Origin of the sequence: Nocardioides sp. (assembly GCF_035429765.1) — a bacterium.
Classification (GTDB): domain Bacteria; phylum Actinomycetota; class Actinomycetes; order Propionibacteriales; family Nocardioidaceae; genus Nocardioides.
Genome location: NZ_DAOMFK010000007.1, coordinates 1 through 21,109, shown reverse-complemented (window position 1 = coordinate 21,109; position 21,109 = coordinate 1). Strand labels below are relative to the sequence as shown.

At 72.1% G+C, this 21,109-nt stretch carries 20 protein-coding genes; 12 read left to right on the top strand and 8 right to left on the bottom strand.

What is annotated here, in order from left to right:
• Window positions 1-3: 3 nt before the first annotated feature.
• The 6 genes from gabT to PLP61_RS01580 all read right to left on the bottom strand — a co-directional run bounded on the left by gabT (window position 4) and on the right by PLP61_RS01580 (window position 5,665).
• A complete protein-coding gene (gene gabT / locus PLP61_RS01605) occupies window positions 4-1,347 on the bottom strand; it encodes a 4-aminobutyrate--2-oxoglutarate transaminase (RefSeq protein ID WP_324499712.1) in 1,344 nt (447 codons plus the stop codon).
• 52 nt (window positions 1,348-1,399) lie between these two features.
• Window positions 1,400-1,705, bottom strand: coding sequence for a hypothetical protein (locus PLP61_RS01600; protein ID WP_324499710.1), 306 nt, complete (start codon window positions 1,703-1,705; stop codon window positions 1,400-1,402).
• 117 nt (window positions 1,706-1,822) lie between these two features.
• Window positions 1,823-2,869 (bottom strand): ABC transporter ATP-binding protein, encoded by a 1,047-nt coding sequence (locus PLP61_RS01595; RefSeq protein ID WP_324499709.1) that lies wholly within the window; start codon window positions 2,867-2,869, stop codon window positions 1,823-1,825.
• A 2-nt stretch (window positions 2,870-2,871) separates the two neighbouring features.
• Window positions 2,872-3,657: an ABC transporter permease gene (locus PLP61_RS01590; protein WP_324499707.1), complete on the bottom strand. Its 786-nt coding sequence runs from the start codon at window positions 3,655-3,657 to the stop codon at window positions 2,872-2,874.
• Window positions 3,654-4,532, bottom strand: a complete 879-nt coding sequence (locus PLP61_RS01585; protein WP_324499705.1) for an ABC transporter permease — start codon at window positions 4,530-4,532, stop codon at window positions 3,654-3,656. The genes PLP61_RS01590 and PLP61_RS01585 overlap by 4 nt, the downstream gene beginning before the upstream one ends.
• 2 nt (window positions 4,533-4,534) lie before the next feature.
• Window positions 4,535-5,665, bottom strand: a complete 1,131-nt coding sequence (locus PLP61_RS01580) for an ABC transporter substrate-binding protein (RefSeq protein ID WP_324499703.1) — start codon at window positions 5,663-5,665, stop codon at window positions 4,535-4,537.
• A 243-nt stretch (window positions 5,666-5,908) separates the two neighbouring features.
• Here PLP61_RS01580 and PLP61_RS01575 point away from each other — a divergent pair, with 243 nt between their 5' ends.
• The 8 genes from PLP61_RS01575 to PLP61_RS01540 all read left to right on the top strand — a co-directional run bounded on the left by PLP61_RS01575 (window position 5,909) and on the right by PLP61_RS01540 (window position 17,005).
• Window positions 5,909-7,798, top strand: coding sequence for a propionyl-CoA synthetase (locus PLP61_RS01575; protein WP_324499701.1), 1,890 nt, complete (start codon window positions 5,909-5,911; stop codon window positions 7,796-7,798).
• Window positions 7,799-7,818: 20 nt separating this feature from the next.
• Window positions 7,819-8,928, top strand: coding sequence for a 1-deoxy-D-xylulose-5-phosphate reductoisomerase (locus PLP61_RS01570; RefSeq protein WP_324499699.1), 1,110 nt, complete (start codon window positions 7,819-7,821; stop codon window positions 8,926-8,928).
• A complete protein-coding gene (locus tag PLP61_RS01565; RefSeq protein ID WP_324499697.1) occupies window positions 8,925-10,271 on the top strand; it encodes a M50 family metallopeptidase in 1,347 nt (448 codons plus the stop codon). Before PLP61_RS01570 ends, PLP61_RS01565 begins: the two co-directional genes overlap by 4 nt.
• An 82-nt stretch (window positions 10,272-10,353) precedes the next feature.
• Window positions 10,354-11,850, top strand: coding sequence for a CoA-acylating methylmalonate-semialdehyde dehydrogenase (locus tag PLP61_RS01560; RefSeq protein ID WP_502888920.1), 1,497 nt, complete (start codon window positions 10,354-10,356; stop codon window positions 11,848-11,850).
• A gap of 28 nt (window positions 11,851-11,878) precedes the next feature.
• Entirely contained in the window at window positions 11,879-13,030 is a 1,152-nt protein-coding gene (gene ispG / locus PLP61_RS01555) for a flavodoxin-dependent (E)-4-hydroxy-3-methylbut-2-enyl-diphosphate synthase (protein WP_324499693.1), read from the top strand.
• Between the two features lie 3 nt (window positions 13,031-13,033).
• Window positions 13,034-14,290: a glycoside hydrolase family 32 protein gene (locus tag PLP61_RS01550; RefSeq protein ID WP_324499691.1), complete on the top strand. Its 1,257-nt coding sequence runs from the start codon at window positions 13,034-13,036 to the stop codon at window positions 14,288-14,290.
• The gene (locus PLP61_RS01545) at window positions 14,284-15,129 is read left to right on the top strand and encodes a GNAT family N-acetyltransferase (protein ID WP_324499689.1); all 846 of its coding nucleotides are present in this window, start codon (window positions 14,284-14,286) and stop codon (window positions 15,127-15,129) included. The genes PLP61_RS01550 and PLP61_RS01545 overlap by 7 nt, the downstream gene beginning before the upstream one ends.
• Before the next feature lie 112 nt (window positions 15,130-15,241).
• A complete protein-coding gene (locus PLP61_RS01540) occupies window positions 15,242-17,005 on the top strand; it encodes a proline--tRNA ligase (RefSeq protein ID WP_324499687.1) in 1,764 nt (587 codons plus the stop codon).
• An 834-nt stretch (window positions 17,006-17,839) separates the two neighbouring features.
• Here PLP61_RS01540 and PLP61_RS01535 read toward each other — a convergent pair.
• Together PLP61_RS01535 and PLP61_RS01530 are read right to left on the bottom strand one after the other, a co-directional pair.
• Entirely contained in the window at window positions 17,840-18,268 is a 429-nt protein-coding gene (locus tag PLP61_RS01535; protein ID WP_324499685.1) for a ferritin-like domain-containing protein, read from the bottom strand.
• A complete protein-coding gene (locus PLP61_RS01530; RefSeq protein WP_324499683.1) occupies window positions 18,265-18,762 on the bottom strand; it encodes a hypothetical protein in 498 nt (165 codons plus the stop codon). The genes PLP61_RS01535 and PLP61_RS01530 overlap by 4 nt, the downstream gene beginning before the upstream one ends.
• A 104-nt stretch (window positions 18,763-18,866) precedes the next feature.
• On the opposite strand from PLP61_RS01530, the gene rimP reads away from it, so the two are divergent.
• The 4 genes from rimP to PLP61_RS01510 all read left to right on the top strand — a co-directional run.
• Entirely contained in the window at window positions 18,867-19,367 is a 501-nt protein-coding gene (gene rimP, locus PLP61_RS01525; RefSeq protein WP_324499681.1) for a ribosome maturation factor RimP, read from the top strand.
• On the top strand, window positions 19,367-20,344 hold the full coding sequence (nusA, locus tag PLP61_RS01520; RefSeq protein WP_324499679.1) for a transcription termination factor NusA: 978 nt from the start codon (window positions 19,367-19,369) through the stop codon (window positions 20,342-20,344). The genes rimP and nusA overlap by 1 nt, the downstream gene beginning before the upstream one ends.
• A gap of 83 nt (window positions 20,345-20,427) precedes the next feature.
• Window positions 20,428-20,736: a YlxR family protein gene (locus tag PLP61_RS01515; protein ID WP_324499677.1), complete on the top strand. Its 309-nt coding sequence runs from the start codon at window positions 20,428-20,430 to the stop codon at window positions 20,734-20,736.
• 130 nt (window positions 20,737-20,866) lie between these two features.
• Window positions 20,867-21,109, top strand: a 243-nt coding sequence (locus tag PLP61_RS01510; protein WP_324499675.1) for a translation initiation factor IF-2 N-terminal domain-containing protein, incomplete at its 3' end; no start/stop codon positions are given.

The window sequence follows — 21,109 nt, the reverse complement described above, 5'->3', positions numbered from 1 at the left end:
GGGTCAGGCGGTCGCGTCGAAGCCGGCCGCCACCACGTCGAACGCCTCGTGCAGCAGGTCGTCGCTGATCGACAGCGGGGGCAGGAAGCGGAACACGTTGCCCCACGTGCCGCAGGTGAGCGTGACCACGCCCTGCTGGTGGCAGTAGGAGCTGACCGCCGCCGCCCGGGCGGCGTCGGGGGTGACCGTCCCCGGCTGGCAGAGCTCGATCGCCATCATCGCGCCCCGGCCCCGGACGTCGGCGATCACCGGGTGCCGGTCGGCCAGGTCGAGGAGTCTGCTGCGGATCAGCTCGCCGATCGCGGTGGCCCGGCCGGGCAGGTCGTGCCGACGCATCTCCTCGATCGCCCCCAGGGCCGCGGCGCAGGCCACCGGGTTCCCGCCGTAGGTGCCGCCGAGACCGCCGACGTGCACGGAGTCCATCAGCTCGGCCCGGCCGGTGACCGCAGCGAGGGGCATGCCTCCGGCGATGCCCTTGGCCGTGGTGATCAGGTCGGGTACGACGCCCTCGTGGTCGCAGGCGAACCAGGTGCCGGTGCGGCAGAAGCCGGACTGGATCTCGTCGGCGATGAGCACGATGCCATTGGCCCGCGTCCACTCCGCGAGGGCAGGGAGGAAGCCCTCGGCGGGCACGATGAACCCGCCCTCGCCCTGGATCGGCTCGATCGCCACGGCCGCCAGGTTCTCAGCGCCCACCTGCTTGTCCAGGACGTCGATCGCGCGGGCGGCCGCATCCTCGCCGGACATCCCGTCGCGCAGCGGGTAGGACATCGGCGCCCGGTAGACCTCGCCGGCGAAGGGGCCGAACCGGTGTTTGTAGGGCATGTTCTTGGCGGTCATCGCCATCGTCAGGTTGGTGCGCCCGTGGTAGGCGTGGTCGAACACCGCCACCGCGTCCCGGCCGGTCGCGGAGCGCGCGATCTTGACGGCGTTCTCCACGGCCTCGGCGCCGGAGTTGAGCAGCGCCGACTTCTTCGCGTGGTCGCCGGGCGTGAGGTCGGCCAGCGTCTCGCAGACGTCGACGTAGCCGTCGTACGGCGTGACCATGAAGCAGGTGTGGGTGAACGCGGCCACCTGCTCCTGGACACGGCGCACCACCTCGGGGGCGGCGTTGCCGACCGTGGTCACCGCGATCCCCGAGCCCAGGTCGATCAGCGAGTTGCCGTCGACGTCGAGCAGTACCCCGCCACCCGCCGCGGCGACGAAGACCGGCAGTGCGGTACTCACCCCGTCGGCCACGTACGCCTTCTTGCGGGCGAACCGCGCGGCGGACTCCGGCCCGGGGACCGCGGTGACGAGACGACGCTGCTGGGGAAGGCCGGGGCCTCCGCTGACCGGTGAGCTCATGGCGTCACACTATTGCCCGGAGCCGGGGCTGCGCCACGCCGCCAGGCTGGGCTCAGCGGCGCTCGGAGTACTCCTGCCGGAACGCCTCGTAGTGCTGGTAGCGCAGGTCGCTCCCGATGTGCTCCAGGACCAGCTCGAAGTGCGCCGTCGAGGACCGCAGCGGGTGGCGGCCGGGTGCCAGGTGACGGCCCGAGGGGCCGGTCAGCCGCACGCTGTAGCTGGTCAGCCCGGCGAAGGTCACCGGGGTCGAGAGGCACTCGACGGTCAGCTCCAGCCCGACGTCGTCGAGCACCTGCACGGGCTGGCCGACCAGGCCGACGAGATCGGCGTACGACGGCACGCTCAGCGTTGTCTGCATCCGGGTCCCCCTGGTCCACCTGGTGGTCGGCCCCAGCGTGGCAGCGGCGTGGGTGCGGGCGCGGCGGATCGGCGGCAAATGACCCGGACGGGTCATCCGACCTGCCCGGTCGGGCGCTCAGCCGGCGATCACCAGCAGCGGCGTCGGCTCCACGCCGACCGTGACCCGGTCGCCCGGCTGCAGGGTGACCGCGAAGGAGCTGGCCACCTGGGCCATCACCTGCTGGCCGCCGTCGATGACGCAGTACACGCGGGAGATCGGCCCCAGGAAGCTGACCGAGACCACCGACGCGTTCGCGCCGCCGTCCCGGCCGACCGTGACCGACTCCGGCCGCACCAAGGCCTGGCCCGGACCCTGTGCGAGCGAGCCCTCGATGGTGGGCACCTCGGTGCCGAGCACCTCCGCCCGGCCGGAGACCACCACCGCGGGCACCCGGTTGTTGAGCCCGACGAACTCCGCGACGAACCGGGTCGCCGGCTGGGCGTAGAGGTCGGCAGGTGCGGCGAGCTGGTCGAGGTGACCCTCGTTCATCACTCCGACCCGGTCGGCGATGGCGAGCGCCTCCTCCTGGTCGTGGGTGACGAACAGGGTCGTGGTGCCGACCTCGAGCTGGACCCGGCGGATCTCGTCACGCAGCTGGCTGCGGACCTTCGCGTCCAGGGCCGAGAGCGGCTCGTCGAGCAGCAGCACGGACGGCTCGATCGCCAGCGCCCGGGCCAGCGCCACCCGCTGCTGCTGGCCGCCCGAGAGCTGGTGGGCGTACCGCGAGCCCTGCTCGCTGAGCCCGACCAGCTCCAGCACCTCCGAGGCGCGCCGATGACGCGACGCGCGGTCCTGGCCGCGCAGCTTGAGGCCGAACGCGACGTTCTCCAGGACCGTCAGGTGCGGGAACAGGCTGTAGGCCTGGAAGACCATCCCCATGTCGCGCTTGTTCGCCGGGACCCGGGTCAGGTCCCGGCCGCCGACGTCCACCCTGCCCGAGGTGGCCTGGTCGAGTCCGGCCAGGATCCGCAGCGCCGTGGTCTTGCCGCACCCGGAGGGGCCGAGCAGGGCGACCAGCTCCCCGGGGGCGATGTGCAGGTCGAAGCCGTCGAGCGCCCGCACGCTCCCGAAGACGCGGGTGACGCTGTTGAAGTTGACGGCCAGGCCGGAGTCAGAGGCCACGATCACTGTCCTTCCGAGGTACGGCGTTCACGGCTGAAGAGCCCCAGCCCGAGCAGCAGGGCACTGGCCAGGATGAGCGAGGCCAGCGAGGCGGCCACGGAGACGGTGGCCTGGCTCTTGCCGAGCAGGGCGATCTCGGTGGGCAGGGTGTCGTAGTGGAGCAACGAGGCGAAGGTGTACTCGCCCAGCACCAGCGCCACCGAGACGAACGCCGCGGAGAGCACGCCCGGGACGATGTTGGGCAGCACGATCCGCACCATCACCGTGGTCCAGCCGGCCCCCAGCGACCGCGCCGCCTCGGAGAGGGTGGCCACGTCGATCGCGGACAGCGCCGCGTCGATGGCGCGGTAGGAGTAGGGCAGCACGAGGATCACGTAGGCGAAGGTGAGCGCCAGCGGCGTGTCCCCCACGAAGTAGGTGACCCACAGCATCACGTTCTTGATGCCCACGACGATGACCAGCGCCGGGATGGTGAGCGGCAGCAGGCACAGGAACTCGACCAGCCGGGACGCCCCCGGCACCCGCAGCCGGACCCACACCATCGTCGGCACCAGCAGCAGGACCATCAGCACGACCGTGAACAGCGCGAGCAGCAGAGACGCGATGATCGCCTCCCGCAGCGCCGGGTCCTCGACCAGCGCGCGCCAGGCCTCCAGCGTCCGCCCCGGCTGGGTGCCCGGGGCCTGGGTGCTGAAGTCGAGCATGGACCACAGCGGGATGAGGAAGTACGCCGCCAGCAGCAGCAGCACCGTCCACCGGAAGACCCGCCAGGCCAGCGACCCGCTCACTGCAGCCACCGGGCCGTGCGGCGCAGCAGGACGGCGTACAGCGTCATCACCACCGAGACCACCACGATCATCTCCAGGGCCAGTGCGAAGCCGAGGTTCTGCTGACCCAGCAGGATCTCACTGGTCAGCGCGGCCCGGATGAACAGCGGCAGGATGGGGTTGCCCTGGCTGACCAGGGCGGCAGCGGTCGCGTAGGCCGCGAACGCGTTGGCGAACAGCAGCAGCATCGAGCCCAGGAAGGCCGGACGCAGCATCGGGAAGGCCACCTGGAGCCAGTACTGGCGGGTGCTCGCGCCCAGGCTGACCGCCGCCTCCCGGAACTGGGGCCGGACCCCCTGCAGCGCCGGCATGAAGACGATCACCATCAAGGGGATCTGGAAGTAGGAGTACACGACCACGAGACCCGGGAGCCCGAACAGCCACCCGGACCCGAAGATGTCGATGCCGGGCCAGGAACGCAGCGCCTCGGTGACCACGCCGGAGTAGCCCAGGGTCGCGATGAACGCGAACGCCAGGGTCACCCCGCCCATCTGGGCGAGCACCCCGCTCACCGCCATCGTGATGCGGCGCAGCGGGCTGTTCGGCGGACCTACCAGCACCAGGTAGGCCAGCAGCCCCCCGAGGACCGCGCCGATGACCGCAGTGATCCCGGAGAGCAGCACGCTCTTCCACAACGCGGTGAGTGCCGCCTCGCTGCCGAGCGCCCTGACGTTCGCGGTGGTGAGGCCCGCGTCGCTCTGGAAGGCGCCGACCACCACCGTGACCGTCGGGACCACCAGGAAGATGAACAGGTAGGTCAGGAACGGCAGCAGGGCGAGGGACGGGCCGACGGAGATGATCCGCCGGCCCGCCCCGGCTGACGAGGCCTTCGCCATTGTCAGCTGATGACCTTCGACCAGTTGTCAGCGAGGTAGGCCGCGGCCTTCTCGGTCTGCTCGTTGGTCGGCACCACCGGGGTGCCCGCCACCTGCGGCAGGGCGTCCCACAGCGCCTTGTCGATCGTGCCGGCCTGGGCCATGGCCTCGCCACGGATCGGTCGGGCGCCACCCTTGAGCCAGAGGTTCTGGCCCTCGTCGCTGAACAGGAACTCCTGCCACAGCCGCGCGGCGGCCGGGTGCGGGGCGTCGGCGTTGATCGCCTGGAAGTAGTAGCCGGCCACGACGGCCTCCTCCGGGATGATCATCTTCCAGGTGTCGACGTTCTTGGCCTCGGCAGCACCCAGGTAGTCCCAGTCGATGACGACCGGGGTCTGCCCGGACTCGATCGTCGCGGACGTCGGGTCGACCGGAAGGAAGTTGCCCTTCTTGTTGAGCTGGTCGAAGAAGTCCACCCCGGGGGCGATGTCGTCTGCGGAGCCGCCGTTGGCGATCGAGGCCATCATCACGCCGCTGAACGCGGCACCGGCCTGGGTCGGGTCACCGTTGAGGGCGACCTTGCCCTTGAAGTCGGACCCCAGGAGGTCGTTGACCGAGGTCACGTCCGGCACCTTGGAGGAGTCGTACCCGATGGCCATGTAGCCGCCGTAGTCGTTGACCCACAGGCCGCTGGCCTCCTTGAACTGGTCGGGGATGTCCGCCCAGGTCTGCACCTGGTACGGCGCGTACATGTCGGTGTTGGCCAGCGCGACGGCCTGGCCGAGGTCGAACACGTCCGGGGCCCGGTCGGTGCCCTTGAGCTGGTCGGCGGCGTTGATCTCGTCCTGGCTGGCCGCGTCCGGCTGGTCGGAGTTCACCTTGATGTCGTACTTCTTGGCGAAGGTGTCGATGATCTCGCCGTAGTTCGCCCAGTCCGGAGGCAGGGCGATCACGTTGAGCTCGCCCTCCTTCTGGGCGGCCTCGACCAGCTTGTCCATGCCGCCGAAGTCGTCGGCCGACGTGGCCTCGCTCGCCTTGACCCCGGTGTCGGTGGTGGTGTCGCTCTTGTCGTCCGAGGGCGGGGAACAGGCTGCAAGAACAAGCACGGACGCCGCGGCAACCATGCCCAGCGACGTCAGACGCAGATGTTTCATGACGCACCTTTCAGAGGGGGACAGGGTCCCGAACCTGGCAACGGGCTCCGTCGCCTGTTCGCAAGGTAGCGCAGGTTCGCCGCGAGTCGGAGTGGCGAAGGCAACATGTGAAGGACACGGTTCGGTGAACTCTGCCCCCCGGGCGGCCCCGGGCAGGACCACTGGGCGCAGCGGACGCGCCGCTGGCCGACCCTGTGGCCGCCCGTGCTGGACGCTTCGGGGCGGTCACGGCAAGGTGGACCCATGGGTGAGTACCACGAGGCGTACACGCGTTCCATCAGCGACCCGGAGGGCTTCTGGGGCGAGCAGGCCGATCTGGTCGACTGGATCCGGCGGCCCCGGACGGTCCTGGACGCGAGCAGCCCGCCCTTCTACCGGTGGTTCGCCGACGGGACCCTGAACACGTGCTACAACGCGCTGGACCGGCACGTCGCCGGGGGCGCGGCGGACCGCCTCGCGCTGGTCTACGACTCGGCGGTCACCGACACCAGGCGCACACTCACCTACGCCCAGCTGCTGGAGGAGGTGGCCGCGTTCGGGGGCGTGCTGCGGACCCTCGGGGTCGCCAAGGGCGACCGGGTGGTCATCTACATGCCGATGATCCCCGAGGCGGTCGTCGCGATGCTCGCCTGCGCCCGGATCGGGGCGGTGCACTCGGTGGTGTTCGGCGGTTTCGCGCCGCACGAGCTCGCGATCCGGATCGACGACGCCCGGCCGAAGGTCCTGGTCTCGGCCAGCTGCGGGATCGAGCCCAGCCGGGTCGTCGAGTACAAGCCGTTCCTGGACAAGGCGCTCGAGCTGGCCGAGCACCGACCGGCTGCCGTGGTGGTCAAGCAGCGCCCCCAGGTGGAGGCGTCGATGGTCGAGGGCCGGGACGTGGACTGGGACGTCGCGATGCGGGCCGGGCGCGCTGACCCGGCCGAGTGCGTCGAGGTGGCCGCCACCGACCCGCTCTACGTGCTCTACACCTCCGGCACCACGGGCAAGCCCAAGGGCATCGTCCGGGACAACGGTGGCCACGCGGTGGCGATGGCCTGGTCTCTCCCGCACATCTACGGCTGCGGGGCCGGCGACGTCTGGTGGGCAGCCTCGGACGTCGGCTGGGTGGTCGGCCACTCCTACATCGTCTACAGCCCGCTGATCAACGGCGCGACCACCGTCATCTACGAGGGGAAGCCGGTCGGCACCCCCGACGCCGGGGCGTTCTGGCGGGTGATCTCGGAGTACGGCGTGCGCGCGCTGTTCACGGCTCCCACCGCGATCCGGGCGATCAAGAAGGAGGACCCGGACGCGACCTTCCTGGCCGGCTACGACCTCGCCTGCCTCGACACGCTGTTCCTGGCGGGGGAGCGGCTGGACCCCGACACCTACCACTGGGCCAGCGACCACCTGGGCGTGCCGGTGGTGGACAACTGGTGGCAGACCGAGACCGGCTGGCCCATCGCGGCCAACCTCCGAGGACTGGAGCCGATGCCGATCAAGCCGGGCTCGCCGTCCGTGCCGGTGCCCGGGTACGACGTCCAGGTCCTCGACGAGCGCGGGGCCGAGGTCCCACCCGGGACGGAGGGCTCGATCTGCGTCCGGCTGCCGCTCCCGCCGGGCACGCTGCCCACCCTGTGGGGTGACGACGAGCGGTACGTCGCGTCGTACCTCTCCGCCTTCGACGGGTTCTACCTCTCCGGCGACGGGGGATACGTCGACGCCGACGGCTACCTCTACGTGATGGGCCGGACCGACGACGTGATCAACGTGGCCGGCCACCGCCTCTCCACCGGAAGCATGGAGGCCGCGATCGCCCAGCACCCGGCGGTGGCCGAGTGCGCGGTCATCGGCGTGGCCGACAGCCTGAAGGGCCAGCACCCCCGCGGCTTCATCGTGCTCAAGGCGGGGATCGACACCGACCCCGAGCAGATCCGGGCCGAGCTGGTCCGGCTGGTACGCGACGAGATCGGCGCGGTGGCCTCCTTCAAGGACGTGACCATCGTGAACGGGCTGCCCAAGACCCGCTCCGGCAAGATCCTGCGCAAGACCATGCGGGAGATCGCCGACGGCAAGGACGCCGCCGTGCCCTCCACCATCGAGGACGAGTCCGTGCTGGACAGCCTGCGCCCGGTGCTGCGGCCCGGGGACTGACCGGCTGGGAGGATGACGTCGTGCAGCGACGCGACGTGGTCATCCTCGGCTCGACCGGATCCATCGGCACCCAGGCCCTGGACCTGGTCCGCGCGAACCCCGACCGGTTCCGGGTGGTCGGGCTGACGGCGGGCGGGTCCCACCCCGAGCTGTTCGACCGGCAGGTCGCCGAGTTCGGCCCCGCCCACCACGGCCTCGGGGAGGAGGCGTCCGTGGCGGCCGCCGGGCTGGAGTGCGACGTGGTGCTCAACGGGATCACCGGCGCGGTCGGGCTGCGGCCGACGCTGGCGGCGCTCGAGGCCGGCAACACGCTGGCACTCGCCAACAAGGAGTCGCTCATCGTGGGCGGCCCGCTGGTCACCGCGAGGGCCCGGCCGGGGCAGATCGTCCCGGTGGACTCCGAGCACTCGGCGGTGGCGCAGTGCCTGCGTGGCGGCCGACCCGAGGAGGTGCGCCGGCTGGTGCTGACCGCGTCCGGGGGGCCGTTCCGCGGCTGGGCGGCGGACCGGCTGGCCACGGTCACCCCCGAGCAGGCCCTTGCCCACCCCACCTGGTCGATGGGCCGGGTCATCACGGTCAACTCGGCCACGCTGGTGAACAAGGGGCTGGAGGTGATCGAGGCGCACCTGCTCTTCGGGCTCGACCTCGACCGGATCGGCGTGGTCGTTCACCCCACGTCCGTGGTGCACTCCATGGTGGAGTTCACCGACGGGTCGACGATGGTGCAGGCGAGCCCGCCGACCATGCTGATCCCGATCGCGCTCGGCCTCACCTGGCCGGACCGGGTGCCTGACACTGCGGCCCCGGTGGACTGGTCGGTGCCGCAGACCTGGGAGTTCTTCCCGCTCGACGACGCGGCCTTCCCGGCCGTCTCCCTCGCCCGCACCGCCGGGAGGCGCGGCGGCACGGCCCCGGCCGTCTTCAACGCCGCCAACGAGGTCTGCGTGGAGGCGTTCCTCGCCGGCGGTCTCCCCTTCACCGACATCGTGCCGACGATCGCCACCGTCCTCACCGCCCACGACGTACCCTTGTCCGAGCACGACCTCACCGTGGCCGACGTGCTCGCGGCCGACGCCTGGGCCCGCGCCGCGGCCACCCGCCTGATCCGAGGGGAGAGCCCCACCGCATGACCGGCCTGCTTGCCGCCCTCGGCGTGGTCGCGTTCGTGCTGGCCATCCTGGTCTCGATCGGCCTGCACGAGGTGGGCCACATGGTCCCCGCGAAGCGGTTCGGCGGCAAGGTCACGCAGTACTTCATCGGGTTCGGGCGCACGGTGTGGAGCCGGCGGGCCGGCGAGACCGAGTACGGCCTGAAGGCGTTCCCCCTGGGGGGCTACGTCAAGATCGTCGGCATGCTGCCGCCCGGCGGCGAGGGCCTCGGCGAGGTCGAGTACGACGCCGACGGCACCCCGCACGTGAAGGTGCGCAAGACCAACACCGGCATGTTCGCCCAGCTCGTGTCCGACGCACGGGCCGCGGAGTGGGAGCACATCCACGCCGAGGACGTGGACCGGCTGTTCTACAAGATGCCGTGGTGGAAGAAGGCCACCGTGATGGCGGCCGGGCCGACGGTGAACGTGCTCATCGCGTTCGCCATCTTCACCGGCGTGTTCGCGACCTACGGCAACCCGAACGACCATGACGTCGCCCCCGTGGTCAGCGACGTGCTCGACTGCGTCGTGCCGTACGCCGAGGAGGGCCGCGCCTGCACCCCGGACGACCCGGTGACCCCCGCGAAGAAGGCCGGGCTCCAGGTGGGCGACCGCTTCCTCGAGGTCAACGGCGTCCCCGTCACCACCTGGCCCGCGCTCCAGGAGCAGATCCGGGCCAACCAGGACGGGACGGCCGAGATCGTCGTGCTGCGGGACGGCGAGAAGGTCACCGTGCGAACCTCCACCACGGTGACCGCGCTCCCCACGTCGCCCACCGACCAGAAGCTCACCCAGGTCGGCTTCCTGGGTGTGGTGCCCCGTGACGACGGTCCGCACACCGGGGGACCCCTCTACACCCTGGACCAGATGGGCACGATGACGGTCGAGACGGTCAAGGCGCTCGGGTCGCTGCCGGCCAAGGTGTGGGGCGTGGCCCTCGCCATCGCCGGCGTGCAGGAACGCCAGGTCGACAGCCCGGTGAGCATCGTCGGGGGCGGCCGGATCGCCGGCGAGGTGACAGCGGAGGACTCGCTGGCCGGCACCGAGAAGGCGGTGTTCCTGCTCCTCCTGGTGGCGGGCTTCAACCTGTTCATCGGCCTCTTCAACTTCATCCCCCTGCTGCCGCTGGACGGCGGGCACATCGCAGGCGCGCTCTACGAGGCCGTCCGGCGGGGCGTGGCCCGGTTGCGGAACCGGCCGGACCCCGGGTACGTCGACGTCGCCAAGCTGCTGCCCGTGGCCTACGTGGTGGGCGCGGCCATGCTCATCATGGGCGTGGTGCTCATCGTCGGCGACATCGTCGTCCCCGTTCGGCTCACCTAGAAGGGGCCGCACCCCGGGATCGGGCATCATGTCCCGGTGGCATCCGCCACCACCCCGAGCACGCATCCCGAGTGAGGTTCCCGTGAGCACGATCCCGCACTGGATCGGCGGCACCGCGACCACCGGCTCCGCCGACCGCACCGCCCCCGTCTTCAACCCCGCCACCGGTGAGTCCCCGACGGAGGTGGTGCTCGGGTCGGTCGCCGACGTCGAGGCTGCCATCGCCGCCGCCTGGGACGCGTTCCCCGACTGGTCCCAGACGTCGGTCAGCGCCCGGACCAAGGTGATGTTCGCCTTCCGCGAGCTGGTCAACGCCCACGCCGCCCGGATCGCGGAGGCCATCACCGACGAGCACGGCAAGGTCCTCTCCGACGCGCTGGGCGAGGTCCAGCGCGGCCTGGAGGTCGTCGAGTTCGCCTGCGGCATCCCCCACCTGCTCAAGGGCGCCTACTCCGACCAGGTCTCCACCGGCGTGGACAGCTTCTCCTTCCGGGAGCCGCTGGGGGTGGTGGCGGGGATCACCCCGTTCAACTTCCCCGCGATGGTGCCGATGTGGATGTTCCCGGTCGCGATCGCGTGCGGGAACACCTTCGTGCTCAAGCCCAGCGAGCGCGACCCGTCGGCGTCGCTGATCCTGGCCGAGCTCTGGCAGCAGGCCGGCCTGCCCGACGGGGTGTTCAACGTGGTCCACGGTGACAAGGTCGCCGTCGACGCCCTCCTGGACTCCCCGCGGGTCTCCGCGGTGTCGTTCGTGGGCTCCACGCCGATCGCGCGCTACATCCACGAGCGCGGGACGGCGGCCGGCAAGCGGGTCCAGGCGCTGGGTGGGGCGAAGAACCACGCGGTCGTGCTGCCCGACGCCGACCTCGACTTCGCCGCCGACCACCTCGCCGCGGCCGCGTTCGGGTCGGCAGGGGAGCGGTGCATGGCGATCTCGGCGGCGGTCGCCGTCGGTGCCGGGGCCGAGCGCGTGGTCGAGGCCGTCAGCGAGCGGGCCAGGGCGGTCAAGGTCGGGCCCGGGCGTGAGGCCGGGGCCGAGATGGGGCCGGTGGTCACCCGGGCCGCCCAGGAGCGCATCGTCGGGCTGATCGACTCCGGGGAGCAGCAGGGGGCGTCCGTCGCGGTCGACGGCCGGGGGTACGTCGTCCCCGGTCACGAGAACGGGTTCTTCGTGGGCCCCACGGTCATCGACCGGGTCGAGACGGGCATGGAGGTCTACCAGCAGGAGATCTTCGGGCCGGTGCTCTCGGTGGTCCGCGCCGACTCCGTCGACGAGGCGATCGCGCTGATCAACGCCAACCCCTACGGCAACGGCACCGCGCTCTTCACCTCCTCCGGGGAGGCCGCCCGCCGCTTCCAGCGCGGCGTCCACGTGGGCATGATCGGCATCAACGTGCCGGTGCCGGTCCCCATGGCGTTCTACTCCTTCGGCGGCTGGAAGGACTCGCTGTTCGGGGACACGCACGTGCACGGCCCCGAGGGCGTCGGCTTCTACACCCGGGCCAAGGTCGTCACCAGCCGCTGGCCGGCCCCGGCCCATGCCAGCGAGGCCAGCTTCCACTTCCCGACGGCCCGGTGAGCGGAGCCCCGCCAGTAGTCTGAGGACCATGACGTCCGTCGGCCTGGGCATGCCCGCACTGCCACCCCCCGTTCTGGCCACGCGCCGCCCCACACGCCAGATCCGGGTCGGCAAGGTGGGGGTCGGCAGCGAGTCACCGATCTCGGTGCAGTCGATGACGACCACGCTGACGGCCGACGTGAACGCCACCCTCCAGCAGATCGCCGAGCTCACCGCCGCGGGCTGTGACATCGTGCGGGTCGCCTGTCCCAGCCAGGACGACGCCGACGCGCTGCCCGAGATCGCGCGGCACTCCCAGATCCCGGTGATCGCCGACATCCACTTCCAGCCGAAGTACGTCTTCGCCGCCATCGAGGCCGGCTGCGCCGGCGTCCGGGTGAACCCCGGCAACATCCGGGCCTTCGACGACCAGGTCAAGCAGATCGCCGCCGCCGCGAAGGACCACGGCACCTCGATCCGCATCGGGGTGAACGCCGGCAGCCTCGACAAGCGGTTGCTGGCCAAGCACGGAAAGGCGACCCCCGAGGCGCTGGTCGAGTCGGCGGTGTGGGAGGCAAGCCTGTTCGAGGAGCACGACTTCCACGACTTCAAGATCTCGGTCAAGCACAACGACCCCGTGGTGATGGTGCGGGCCTACGAGCTGCTGGCCCGGGCCGGTGACTGGCCGCTGCACCTCGGCGTGACCGAGGCGGGCCCCGCCTTCCAGGGGACCATCAAGTCGTCGGTGGCGTTCGGCGCCTTGCTGTCCCGCGGCATCGGCGACACGATCCGGGTCTCGCTGTCGGCCCCGCCGGTCGAGGAGGTCAAGGTCGGCCTGCAGATCCTCGAGTCCCTCAACCTGCGCCCCCGGCGGCTGGAGATCGTCTCGTGCCCCTCGTGCGGGCGCGCCCAGGTCGACGTCTACAAGCTCGCCGACCAGGTCACCGCGGGCCTGGAGGGGATGGAGGTGCCGCTGCGGGTCGCGGTCATGGGGTGCGTGGTCAACGGGCCCGGAGAGGCCCGTGAGGCCGACCTCGGTGTCGCCTCGGGCAACGGCAAGGGCCAGATCTTCGTCAAGGGCGAGGTCATCAAGACCGTCCCCGAGGCCCAGATCGTCGAGACCCTCATCGAGGAGGCCCTGCGACTCGCCGAGGAGATGGAGCCGGTCGAGGGGGCCGAGGCCCAGGTCACGGTGACCTGACCCGTGGATCCCGGCTACCCCGCGCTGCACATCCGGCCGGCGAGCGGGTGGGTCAACGACCCCAACGGCCTGTGCCGGGTCGACGGGACCTGGCACGTCTTCTTCCAGCACAACCCCGCCGCCGGGGTGCACGGAGACATCTGCTGGGGCCACGTGAGCTCCACCGACCTGCTGCGGTGGCAGGAGCACCCGGTCGCGCTGCGGCCCCGGCCGGGCGGCCCCGACGCGGCCGGCTGCTGGAGCGGGTGCGTCGTCGAGGACGCCGGCACACCGGTCGCGGTCTACACCGCGATGCCCGGCGACCCGGCCGAGGCCACCGTGGCCACGGCCCGCAGCGACCGGACCCTGGTCCGCTGGGGGCGGCGGGCCGCGCCTCTCGGGGCCGCAGCGGCGGGTCCGGGCCAGGTGCGGGACCCGTTCGTGTTCCGCTACGCCGGGCGCCGGTACGCCGTGCAGGGGGCGGGGGACCGTGGCGGGCGCCCGTCCCTGCTGGTGCACGAGTGCACGGACCTGGCCCGCTGGGTGGCCCGCGGCACCCTGCTGGACGACGCCGACCCGTGGGTGGCCACGCTGGCCGCCGCCGAGATCTGGGAGTGCCCCAACCTGGTCCAGGTGGACGGCCGCTGGGTGCTGGTCGTGTCCCTGTGGCGCAGCAGCCCGACCCGCGACGTCCTCGCCGGGTCGCGGTGGTTCCTGGGCGACCTGGAGGAGCACCCGGGCGGGTTGCGGTTCCAGCCCGTCGCCGGTGGTGTGCTCGACTCCGGGCCGGCCTGGTACGCCCCGCAGCTGCTCCCCGACCGGGAGCGCACGCTGGTGTGGGGCTGGGCCATGGAGACCGCCCGCACCGAGGAGGAGTGCCGCCGGTCGGGGTGGGCCGGCGCGTTGACCTTCCCCCGCGAGCTGCGGGTGCGCGAGGATCGCGTGGTGATGGTGCCGGCGGCCGAGCTCACGGGGCTTCGGGCCGGGGCGGTGGCCGACCCGGGCGGCGGACCGCTCGGGCTGCCGGCCTTCGAGGTTGTCGCCACCGGTGCGGTGCGGCTGGAGCTGGACGGTCGCACGGTGGTGGAGGTGCACGGGTCGCCCCAGGACCCCGCCCGGGTCCTCGTGGACGGGGGAGTGGTGGAGGCGTTCGCCGCCGGTGACGCGCACACCACGCGGGCCCGGCCCGGGGCGGACCACGGCTGGACGGTCGGCGCTGCCCCCGGGACGACCACCGTGCACCGCCTCGCGCTGCCCGCCGCCGGGGCGGGACCGTGCTGACCTCGCGGCACGGGGTCCGGGTTCTGGGAGGCGACGACCTCGACCAGTTCCTGGCGCTCGCCGAGCAGGACCCGGTCGTCAACGTGTTCGCCGACTACCGCGCCCGGATGACCCGGCTGGACCCCCGCTGGCTGGGCGGGGAGGTGTGGGGGCGCTACACCGACGGTCTGCTGACCGCCGCGTGCCACGTGGGAGCCAACCTGGTGCCGGTGCAGTGCGGTCCCGAGGACGCGGCGGCGTTCGGCGCGCGGGCGCTGCGCCACGGCTGCGGGGTGGCGACGATCGTCGGTCCCCACGACGCGGTCTCAGCGCTGTGGCAGAGCGTCCGGGCCCGCTGGGGACGGCCACGGGAGATCCGCTGGAACCAGCCGCACCTGGCCATCGACCGGGCTCCGGCGGTGGCGCCGGACCCCTTCGTGCGACCGACCACCCGCGCCGACCTCGACGAGCTCTACCCGGCCTGTGTCGCGATGTACACCGAGGAGGTCGGGATCTCACCGGAGGCGGGCGGTGGCCGCGACCTGTACCGCGCCCGCACCCTGCAGCTGATCGCCCGCGGCTGGTCGTTCGCACGCTTCGACGAGGGACGGCTGGTGTTCAAGGCCGAGGTCGCGTGCGCCACCCCCTACGCCGCCCAGGTGCAGGGGGTCTGGGTGCCTCCGGACCGGCGGGGCGAGGGGCTGGCGACCGCTGGCATGGCGGCGGTGGTGGCGGCGGTGCAGCGCTCCATCGCCCCGGTCGTCTCGCTCTACGTCAACGACTGGAACACCCCTGCGCGAGCGGCGTACGACAGGGTCGGCTTCGTCGAGACGGCCCGGTTCTCGACCATCATGTTCTGACCACCTCCGCCCCCCGACGGGTTCGCTGCCGCAGCATGCGCGCAAGTAGCCTTGCGCGCATGACCCACCCCACGCAACCGCTCGCTGCGCTCACGCTTCCGCGGGGACCCCGATGATCCTTCGCATGTCCACGCTCTTCGTCCGCACCCTGCGCGAGGACCCCGCCGACGCCGAGGTGCCCAGCCACCGGCTGCTGGTCCGCGCCGGCTACATCCGCCGGGTGTCGCCGGGGCTGTACACCTGGTTGCCGCTGGGCTACCGCGTGCTGCGCCGGATCGAGCAGGTCATCCGGGACGAGATGGACGCCATCGGCGCCCAGGAGGTGCACTTCCCGGCGCTGCTGCCGCGTGAGCCCTACGACGCGTCGGGGCGCTGGACCGAGTACGGCGAAGGGATCTTCCGGCTCAAGGACCGCAAGGGCAACGACTACCTGCTCGGCCCCACGCACGAGGAGATGTTCACCCTCGTGGTCAAGGACCTCTACTCCTCCCACAACGACCTCCCCCTCTGGCTGTACCAGATCCAGACCAAGTACCGCGACGAGGCCAGGCCGCGCGCCGGGCTGCTGCGCGGCAGGGAGTTCGTGATGAAGGACTCCTACTCCTTCGACGTCGACGACGCCGGCCTGGACGCGTCGTACCAGGCCCACCGGGACGCCTACGTCCGGATCTTCGACCGGCTCGGGTTCGAGTACGTCATCGTCAAGGCCACCTCCGGCGCGATGGGGGGCTCGAGGTCCGAGGAGTTCCTGGCCCGGGCGGAGGTGGGCGAGGACACCTACGTGCGCTGCACGGCGTGCGACTACGCCGCCAACGTCGAGGCTGTCGAGGTGCGTGCGCCGCTCCCCACGCCGTACGACGGACTGCCGGCCGCCCACGCCGAGGCCACACCGGACACCCCCACGATCCAGACGCTGGTCGACCACCTCAACGAGGAGTACCCCCGCGCCGACCGGGCCTGGACCGCCGGTGACACGCTCAAGAACGTCCTGGTGGTCCTCAAGCACCCCGATGGCACCCGGGAGCCGCTGGCGATCGGGGTGCCCGGGGACCGGGAGGTGGACCAGAAGCGGCTCGAGGGCCAGCTCGAGCCGATCGAGGTCGAGCCGATGGACGAGGCGGAGTTCGCCCGCCACCCCGCGCTGGTCAAGGGCTACATCGGCCCGGGCGCGCTGGGGGAGCAGAACGCCTCGGGGATCCGCTACCTGGTGGACCCCCGGGTGGTCGAGGGGACGCGCTGGGTGACCGGTGCCGACGTCGACGGGTCCCACGCCCTGGACCTGGTCGCCGGGCGCGACTTCACGCCCGACGGCACCATCGAGGCGGCCGAGGTCCGCGACGGCGACCCGTGCCCCCACTGTGCGGACGGCACCCTGCAGTCGGCCCGGGGGATCGAGATGGGCCACATCTTCCAGCTCGGCCGCAAGTACGCCGAGGCGCTCGGGCTGCAGGTGCTCGACGAGCACGGCAAGCTCGTCACGGTGACCATGGGGTCCTACGGGATCGGCCCGTCCCGGGCCGTGGCGGCGATCGCGGAGAACACCCTCGACGAGCTCGGGCTGTGCTGGCCCCGCGAGGTGGCACCCGCCGACGTGCACCTGGTCGCGACCGGCAAGGACCCGGCGGTCTTCGAGACGGCCGCCCGGCTCGCCGCCGACCTGGACGGCCGCGGCGTCCAGGTGCTCTACGACGACCGGCCCAAGGTCTCGCCCGGGGTCAAGTTCAAGGACGCCGAGCTGATCGGCGTGCCGACGATCGTGGTGGTGGGCCGGGGCCTGGCCGACGGCGTGGTCGAGGTCAAGGACCGTGCCACCGGGGAGCGGGAGAACGTGCTGCTGGACGCGGCGGTCGACCACCTGGTGGCCGTCGTCAGGTGACCTCCGGGGTCGCCTGCCCCCGACTGTCCAGCCCTGCGGCCGCGTGGTCTGGACCATTCCGGCGGCGAGCACCGCGCGCCGGCCACCCGCATCGGTCACCGTGCCATCGGGCGGGGCGCGGCAACCGGTGGGGGTGTTGCGGTCGGGGGGAGGGACCGCGGAGTGTCCCGGCGGACGCTCCGGTCGGCCGGCCATGGCCTGCGCCGGGGCCTGGCCCCGATCGGCTCGACCAGTGCGGATCCCGTGGTGGTCGCGCTGTTTCCGCGTCTTTTCGGCGTGTCGCGGCGTGTCGGGGCTAGCGAATCCGTCACCTGACCCTCTAGGGTGTGATCCAGATCTCGCGTGCAGACCCTCACTTCGGGGGCGTCCGGAGCCCTGTGGGACCGCCCCCGATGGAGGCTGCAGACCCTCCCTGTCGGTCCCGGCCCAGGGGCGGCGCCGCGGCCGTCGGACCGAAGGTCACGAAACGGCATAGTTGCAGGAACACGCAACGCAAGTTTGTGCACCCGCCAAAGATGGCGAGGAACCCCTTCCGTGTTGCACCATTTTGCATGACGGTTCACGTCGGGCTCGGGCCGACAAGAACCGGCAAAACGGTTCAAATCGGGCTCGGGCCGATGCGGACCACCGCGGTTCACGCCGGGCTCGGGCCGGCGAGGACCGAGGACCCGGACACGGGTTCTACGCAACGGTCCGCGGACTTGTATTCCGGGGGAGATCTCGGGACTTCCTCGGAAGGCAAGCTCGCGGACCGCTGTAGCTCCGGGCCATCCCCCACGGCCCGAGAGACCGGGCCACCCCCCATGGCCCGCCCGGCCCCGGTGGCCGGGGAGCTCAGCGGCTGCCGAGCTCCCCGGCACCGGGAAAGGCCTCTGGTGCCGCGCCGAAGCCGACCTCCCGCACCGCCGCGTCGGTCAGCCCCTGGACCGCCCACTCCCGCTGACCCCCCGTGGTCGCGGCCACCAGGCTCGCGTAGGCCTCCGCGGTGGCTGCCTCCACCTCCTGGGCCGACCGGCGCACCTGGGCCGTGGTCACCGGCATCGGGGTGACGTCGTACGCCGGCGCCGCCGCCACGGGCTCGCCCCCCTGGTCCCGGACGGCGCGGACGAGCGCGTCGCGCCGAGCCCGGTGGACGCCGTAGGCCGCTGAGACCTGGGCCTGGAGTGGAGTGTTCCCGAGCGCCGAGGCCCGGCCCCCGAGCACGCCGTAGGTGTACACGGCCGCGTGCTCCGCGGCGAGCGTGGCCTGCTGCGCCTCGGTCACCGCAGCGCTCCGCCCGGGTCCGCCAGCTGCTGGGCCACGCCGGCCGACAGCACGGCCAGCAGGCGGGCCAGAGCGCCGTCCTGGGCCGCCACCGACCATCCCGCCAGGTCGAGCTGGAGCCCTTGTTCCCGGGCCCGGACCTGGCGCAGCGCCTGGCCCGACCGGCGGGGCACCGGGACGGGGGACGACGGTGGTGCACTGGCGCCGGTGTCGGTGAGCACCTGCCCGTGGGCCCGGTGCAGGGCCACGAGGGGGTCCAGCCGGGACCTCAGCGCCGGGTGGGCGCTCCGGACGGCGGTGACCAGCGCCAGCGCCTGGTCGGTCGCCGCGAGTGCCGCGTCGGCCAGCTCCAGGTCCGGGGACGGCGCCGGGGAGGCGGTGCCGTCGCTGGAGGACCCGGGCAGGTCGAGGTCGCAGCCGGTCAGCAGGGCGCCCGTGAGCGCACCGAGCACGGCAGCCCGCCGGGTGGCCCTGGGGACGGCGCTCGCTGGCATGGCCTCGACCCTATCCCCGTGCCGACCTAGCCGTTCTGCGCAGGAGGGGACGCCGGACAGGCGGCTATCGTGGTGCTCGACAACAGCACAGGAGGTCGCCACCCGTGAGCTCATCAGACACCCGGGGCAGTGCCGCTGCCGCGCGGGACCGTGTCCAGGCGGAGGTGGCCGGCCCGCTCGCGGAGCTCGGTCTGGACGTGGAGGCGGTCGAGCTGACCCCGGCCGGGCGGCGCCGGGTGCTGCGGGTCGCCGTCGACAAGGACGGCGGGGTGACCCTCGACGACGTGGCGGAGGCCACCCGCGTCGTCTCCGCGGTGCTCGACGCCTCCGACGTTCTCGGAGAGCAGCCCTACACCCTCGAGGTCACCTCCCGCGGTGTGGACCGACCGCTCACGGAGCCGCGGCACTGGCGGCGCAACGCGGGCCGGCTGGTGCGGGTGACCCTTGCCGGGGGGACGACGCTCACCGGCCGGATCGGCCAGGCCACGGACTCCGCGGTGCGGCTCGCGGTGGACGGGACGGAGCATGAGGTGGGCTACGCCGACGTCGTCAAGGCCCAGGTTCAGATCGAGTTCAACCCCCGTCGCACGACAGAGGAGCCGTGATGGACATCGACCTGAGCATCCTGAGGATGCTGGAACGTGAGAAGGAGATCTCCTTCGACGTGCTCGTCGACGCGATCGAGCAGGCGCTCCTCACGGCGTACCACAAGACACCGGGGGCCCGGGAGCAGGCGCGGGTCACGCTGGACCGCAAGACCGGCCACGTCAGCGTGCTGGCCGCCGAGCTCGACGAGGAGGGCAACCAGCTCGGGGAGTACGACGACACGCCCGAGGGGTTCGGCCGGATCGCCGCGACCACCGCCAAGCAGATCATGCTCCAAAGGCTCCGCGACGCGGAGGACGAGATCCGCTACGGCGAGTTCTCGGGCAAGGAGGGCGACATCGTCTCCGGGATCATCCAGCAGGGGCGCAACCCCGACGACGTGATGGTGGACCTGGGGAAGCTGGAGGCGCTGCTCCCGTCCGGGGAGCGGGTGGCGGGGGAGACCTACGACCACGGCACCCGGATCAAGTGCCTGGTGATCTCGGTCCGCAAGGGGATGCGCGGACCCCAGATCACCCTCTCCCGGTCCCACCCGGGGCTGGTGCGGAAGCTGTTCGCGCTGGAGGTGCCCGAGATCGCCGACGGCACCGTGGAGATCGCGGCGATCGCGCGCGAGGCCGGGCACCGCACCAAGATCGCCGTACGCTCCACCGTGCCCGGCGTCAACGCCAAGGGGGCCTGCATCGGCCCGATGGGACAGCGGGTGCGCAACGTGATGGCCGAGCTGCACGGCGAGAAGATCGACATCGTCGACTGGTCCGACGACCCGGCCGAGCTGGTGGCGCACGCCCTGTCCCCGGCGCAGGTCACCCAGGTGGAGGTGGTCTCCCTCGAGGGCCGCTCGGCACGGGTGGTCGTCCCCGACTTCCAGCTGTCGCTGGCCATCGGCAAGGAGGGCCAGAACGCCAGGCTCGCGGCACGGCTCACCGGGTGGCGCATCGACATCCGCTCCGACGAGGCCGAGGAACCGGGCTGAGCCCTCTGGCTCCGCCCGACCGGTCCGTGCGCCCAGGCGCCGCATTCGGCAATCCGCCGCGGCACCCGGTAAGGTAGGGCGAAGTGGCTCGCCCTCCGACTTCCCCTGCCTCCGGTCCGGTACGGACTTGCGTGGGGTGTCGGGAGCGTGCCGCCAAGGGCGAGTTGCTGCGGGTGGTGGCAGGCTCGGACACGCACGGTCGACCGGCCGTGGTGCCCGATCCCGGCGCCACCGCACCAGGTCGTGGGGCGCACCTGCACCCCTCGGTCGCGTGTTACGAGCTCGCGGTGCGACGGCGAGCCTTCGCCCGGGCCCTCAGGGTCGGGACGGGGCTGGCCACCGAGCCGGTGAGCGACTACCTCTCCTCGCCCCCACCCTCACCAGACGTGTGAACCGACCAGGAACTGGAGCAGCAGCTCATGAGCACTCGATGAGTACTGACCGATGAGTTTGCACCACCACTAGCGGTCCGCTGATCCCGCTCCCGCCCGGGGGCTCGGGACTCGGGCCAGAAGGAGCATTGTGGCTAAGACCCGAGTCCACGAACTCGCCAAGGAGTACGGCGTCGAGAGCAAGTTCGTTCTCGAGAAGCTCAAGGAGATGGGTGAGTTCGTCAAGTCCCCGTCCTCGACGGTCGAGCTCCCCGTCGAGATGCGGTTCAAGAAGGAGTACGGCGAGAAGCTGAAGGCGGACGCCGCTGCCAAGGCCGCAGCCGCTGCCGCCAAGGCCCCCGCGCCGGCTGCGGCAGCCGCACCCGCGGCGGCA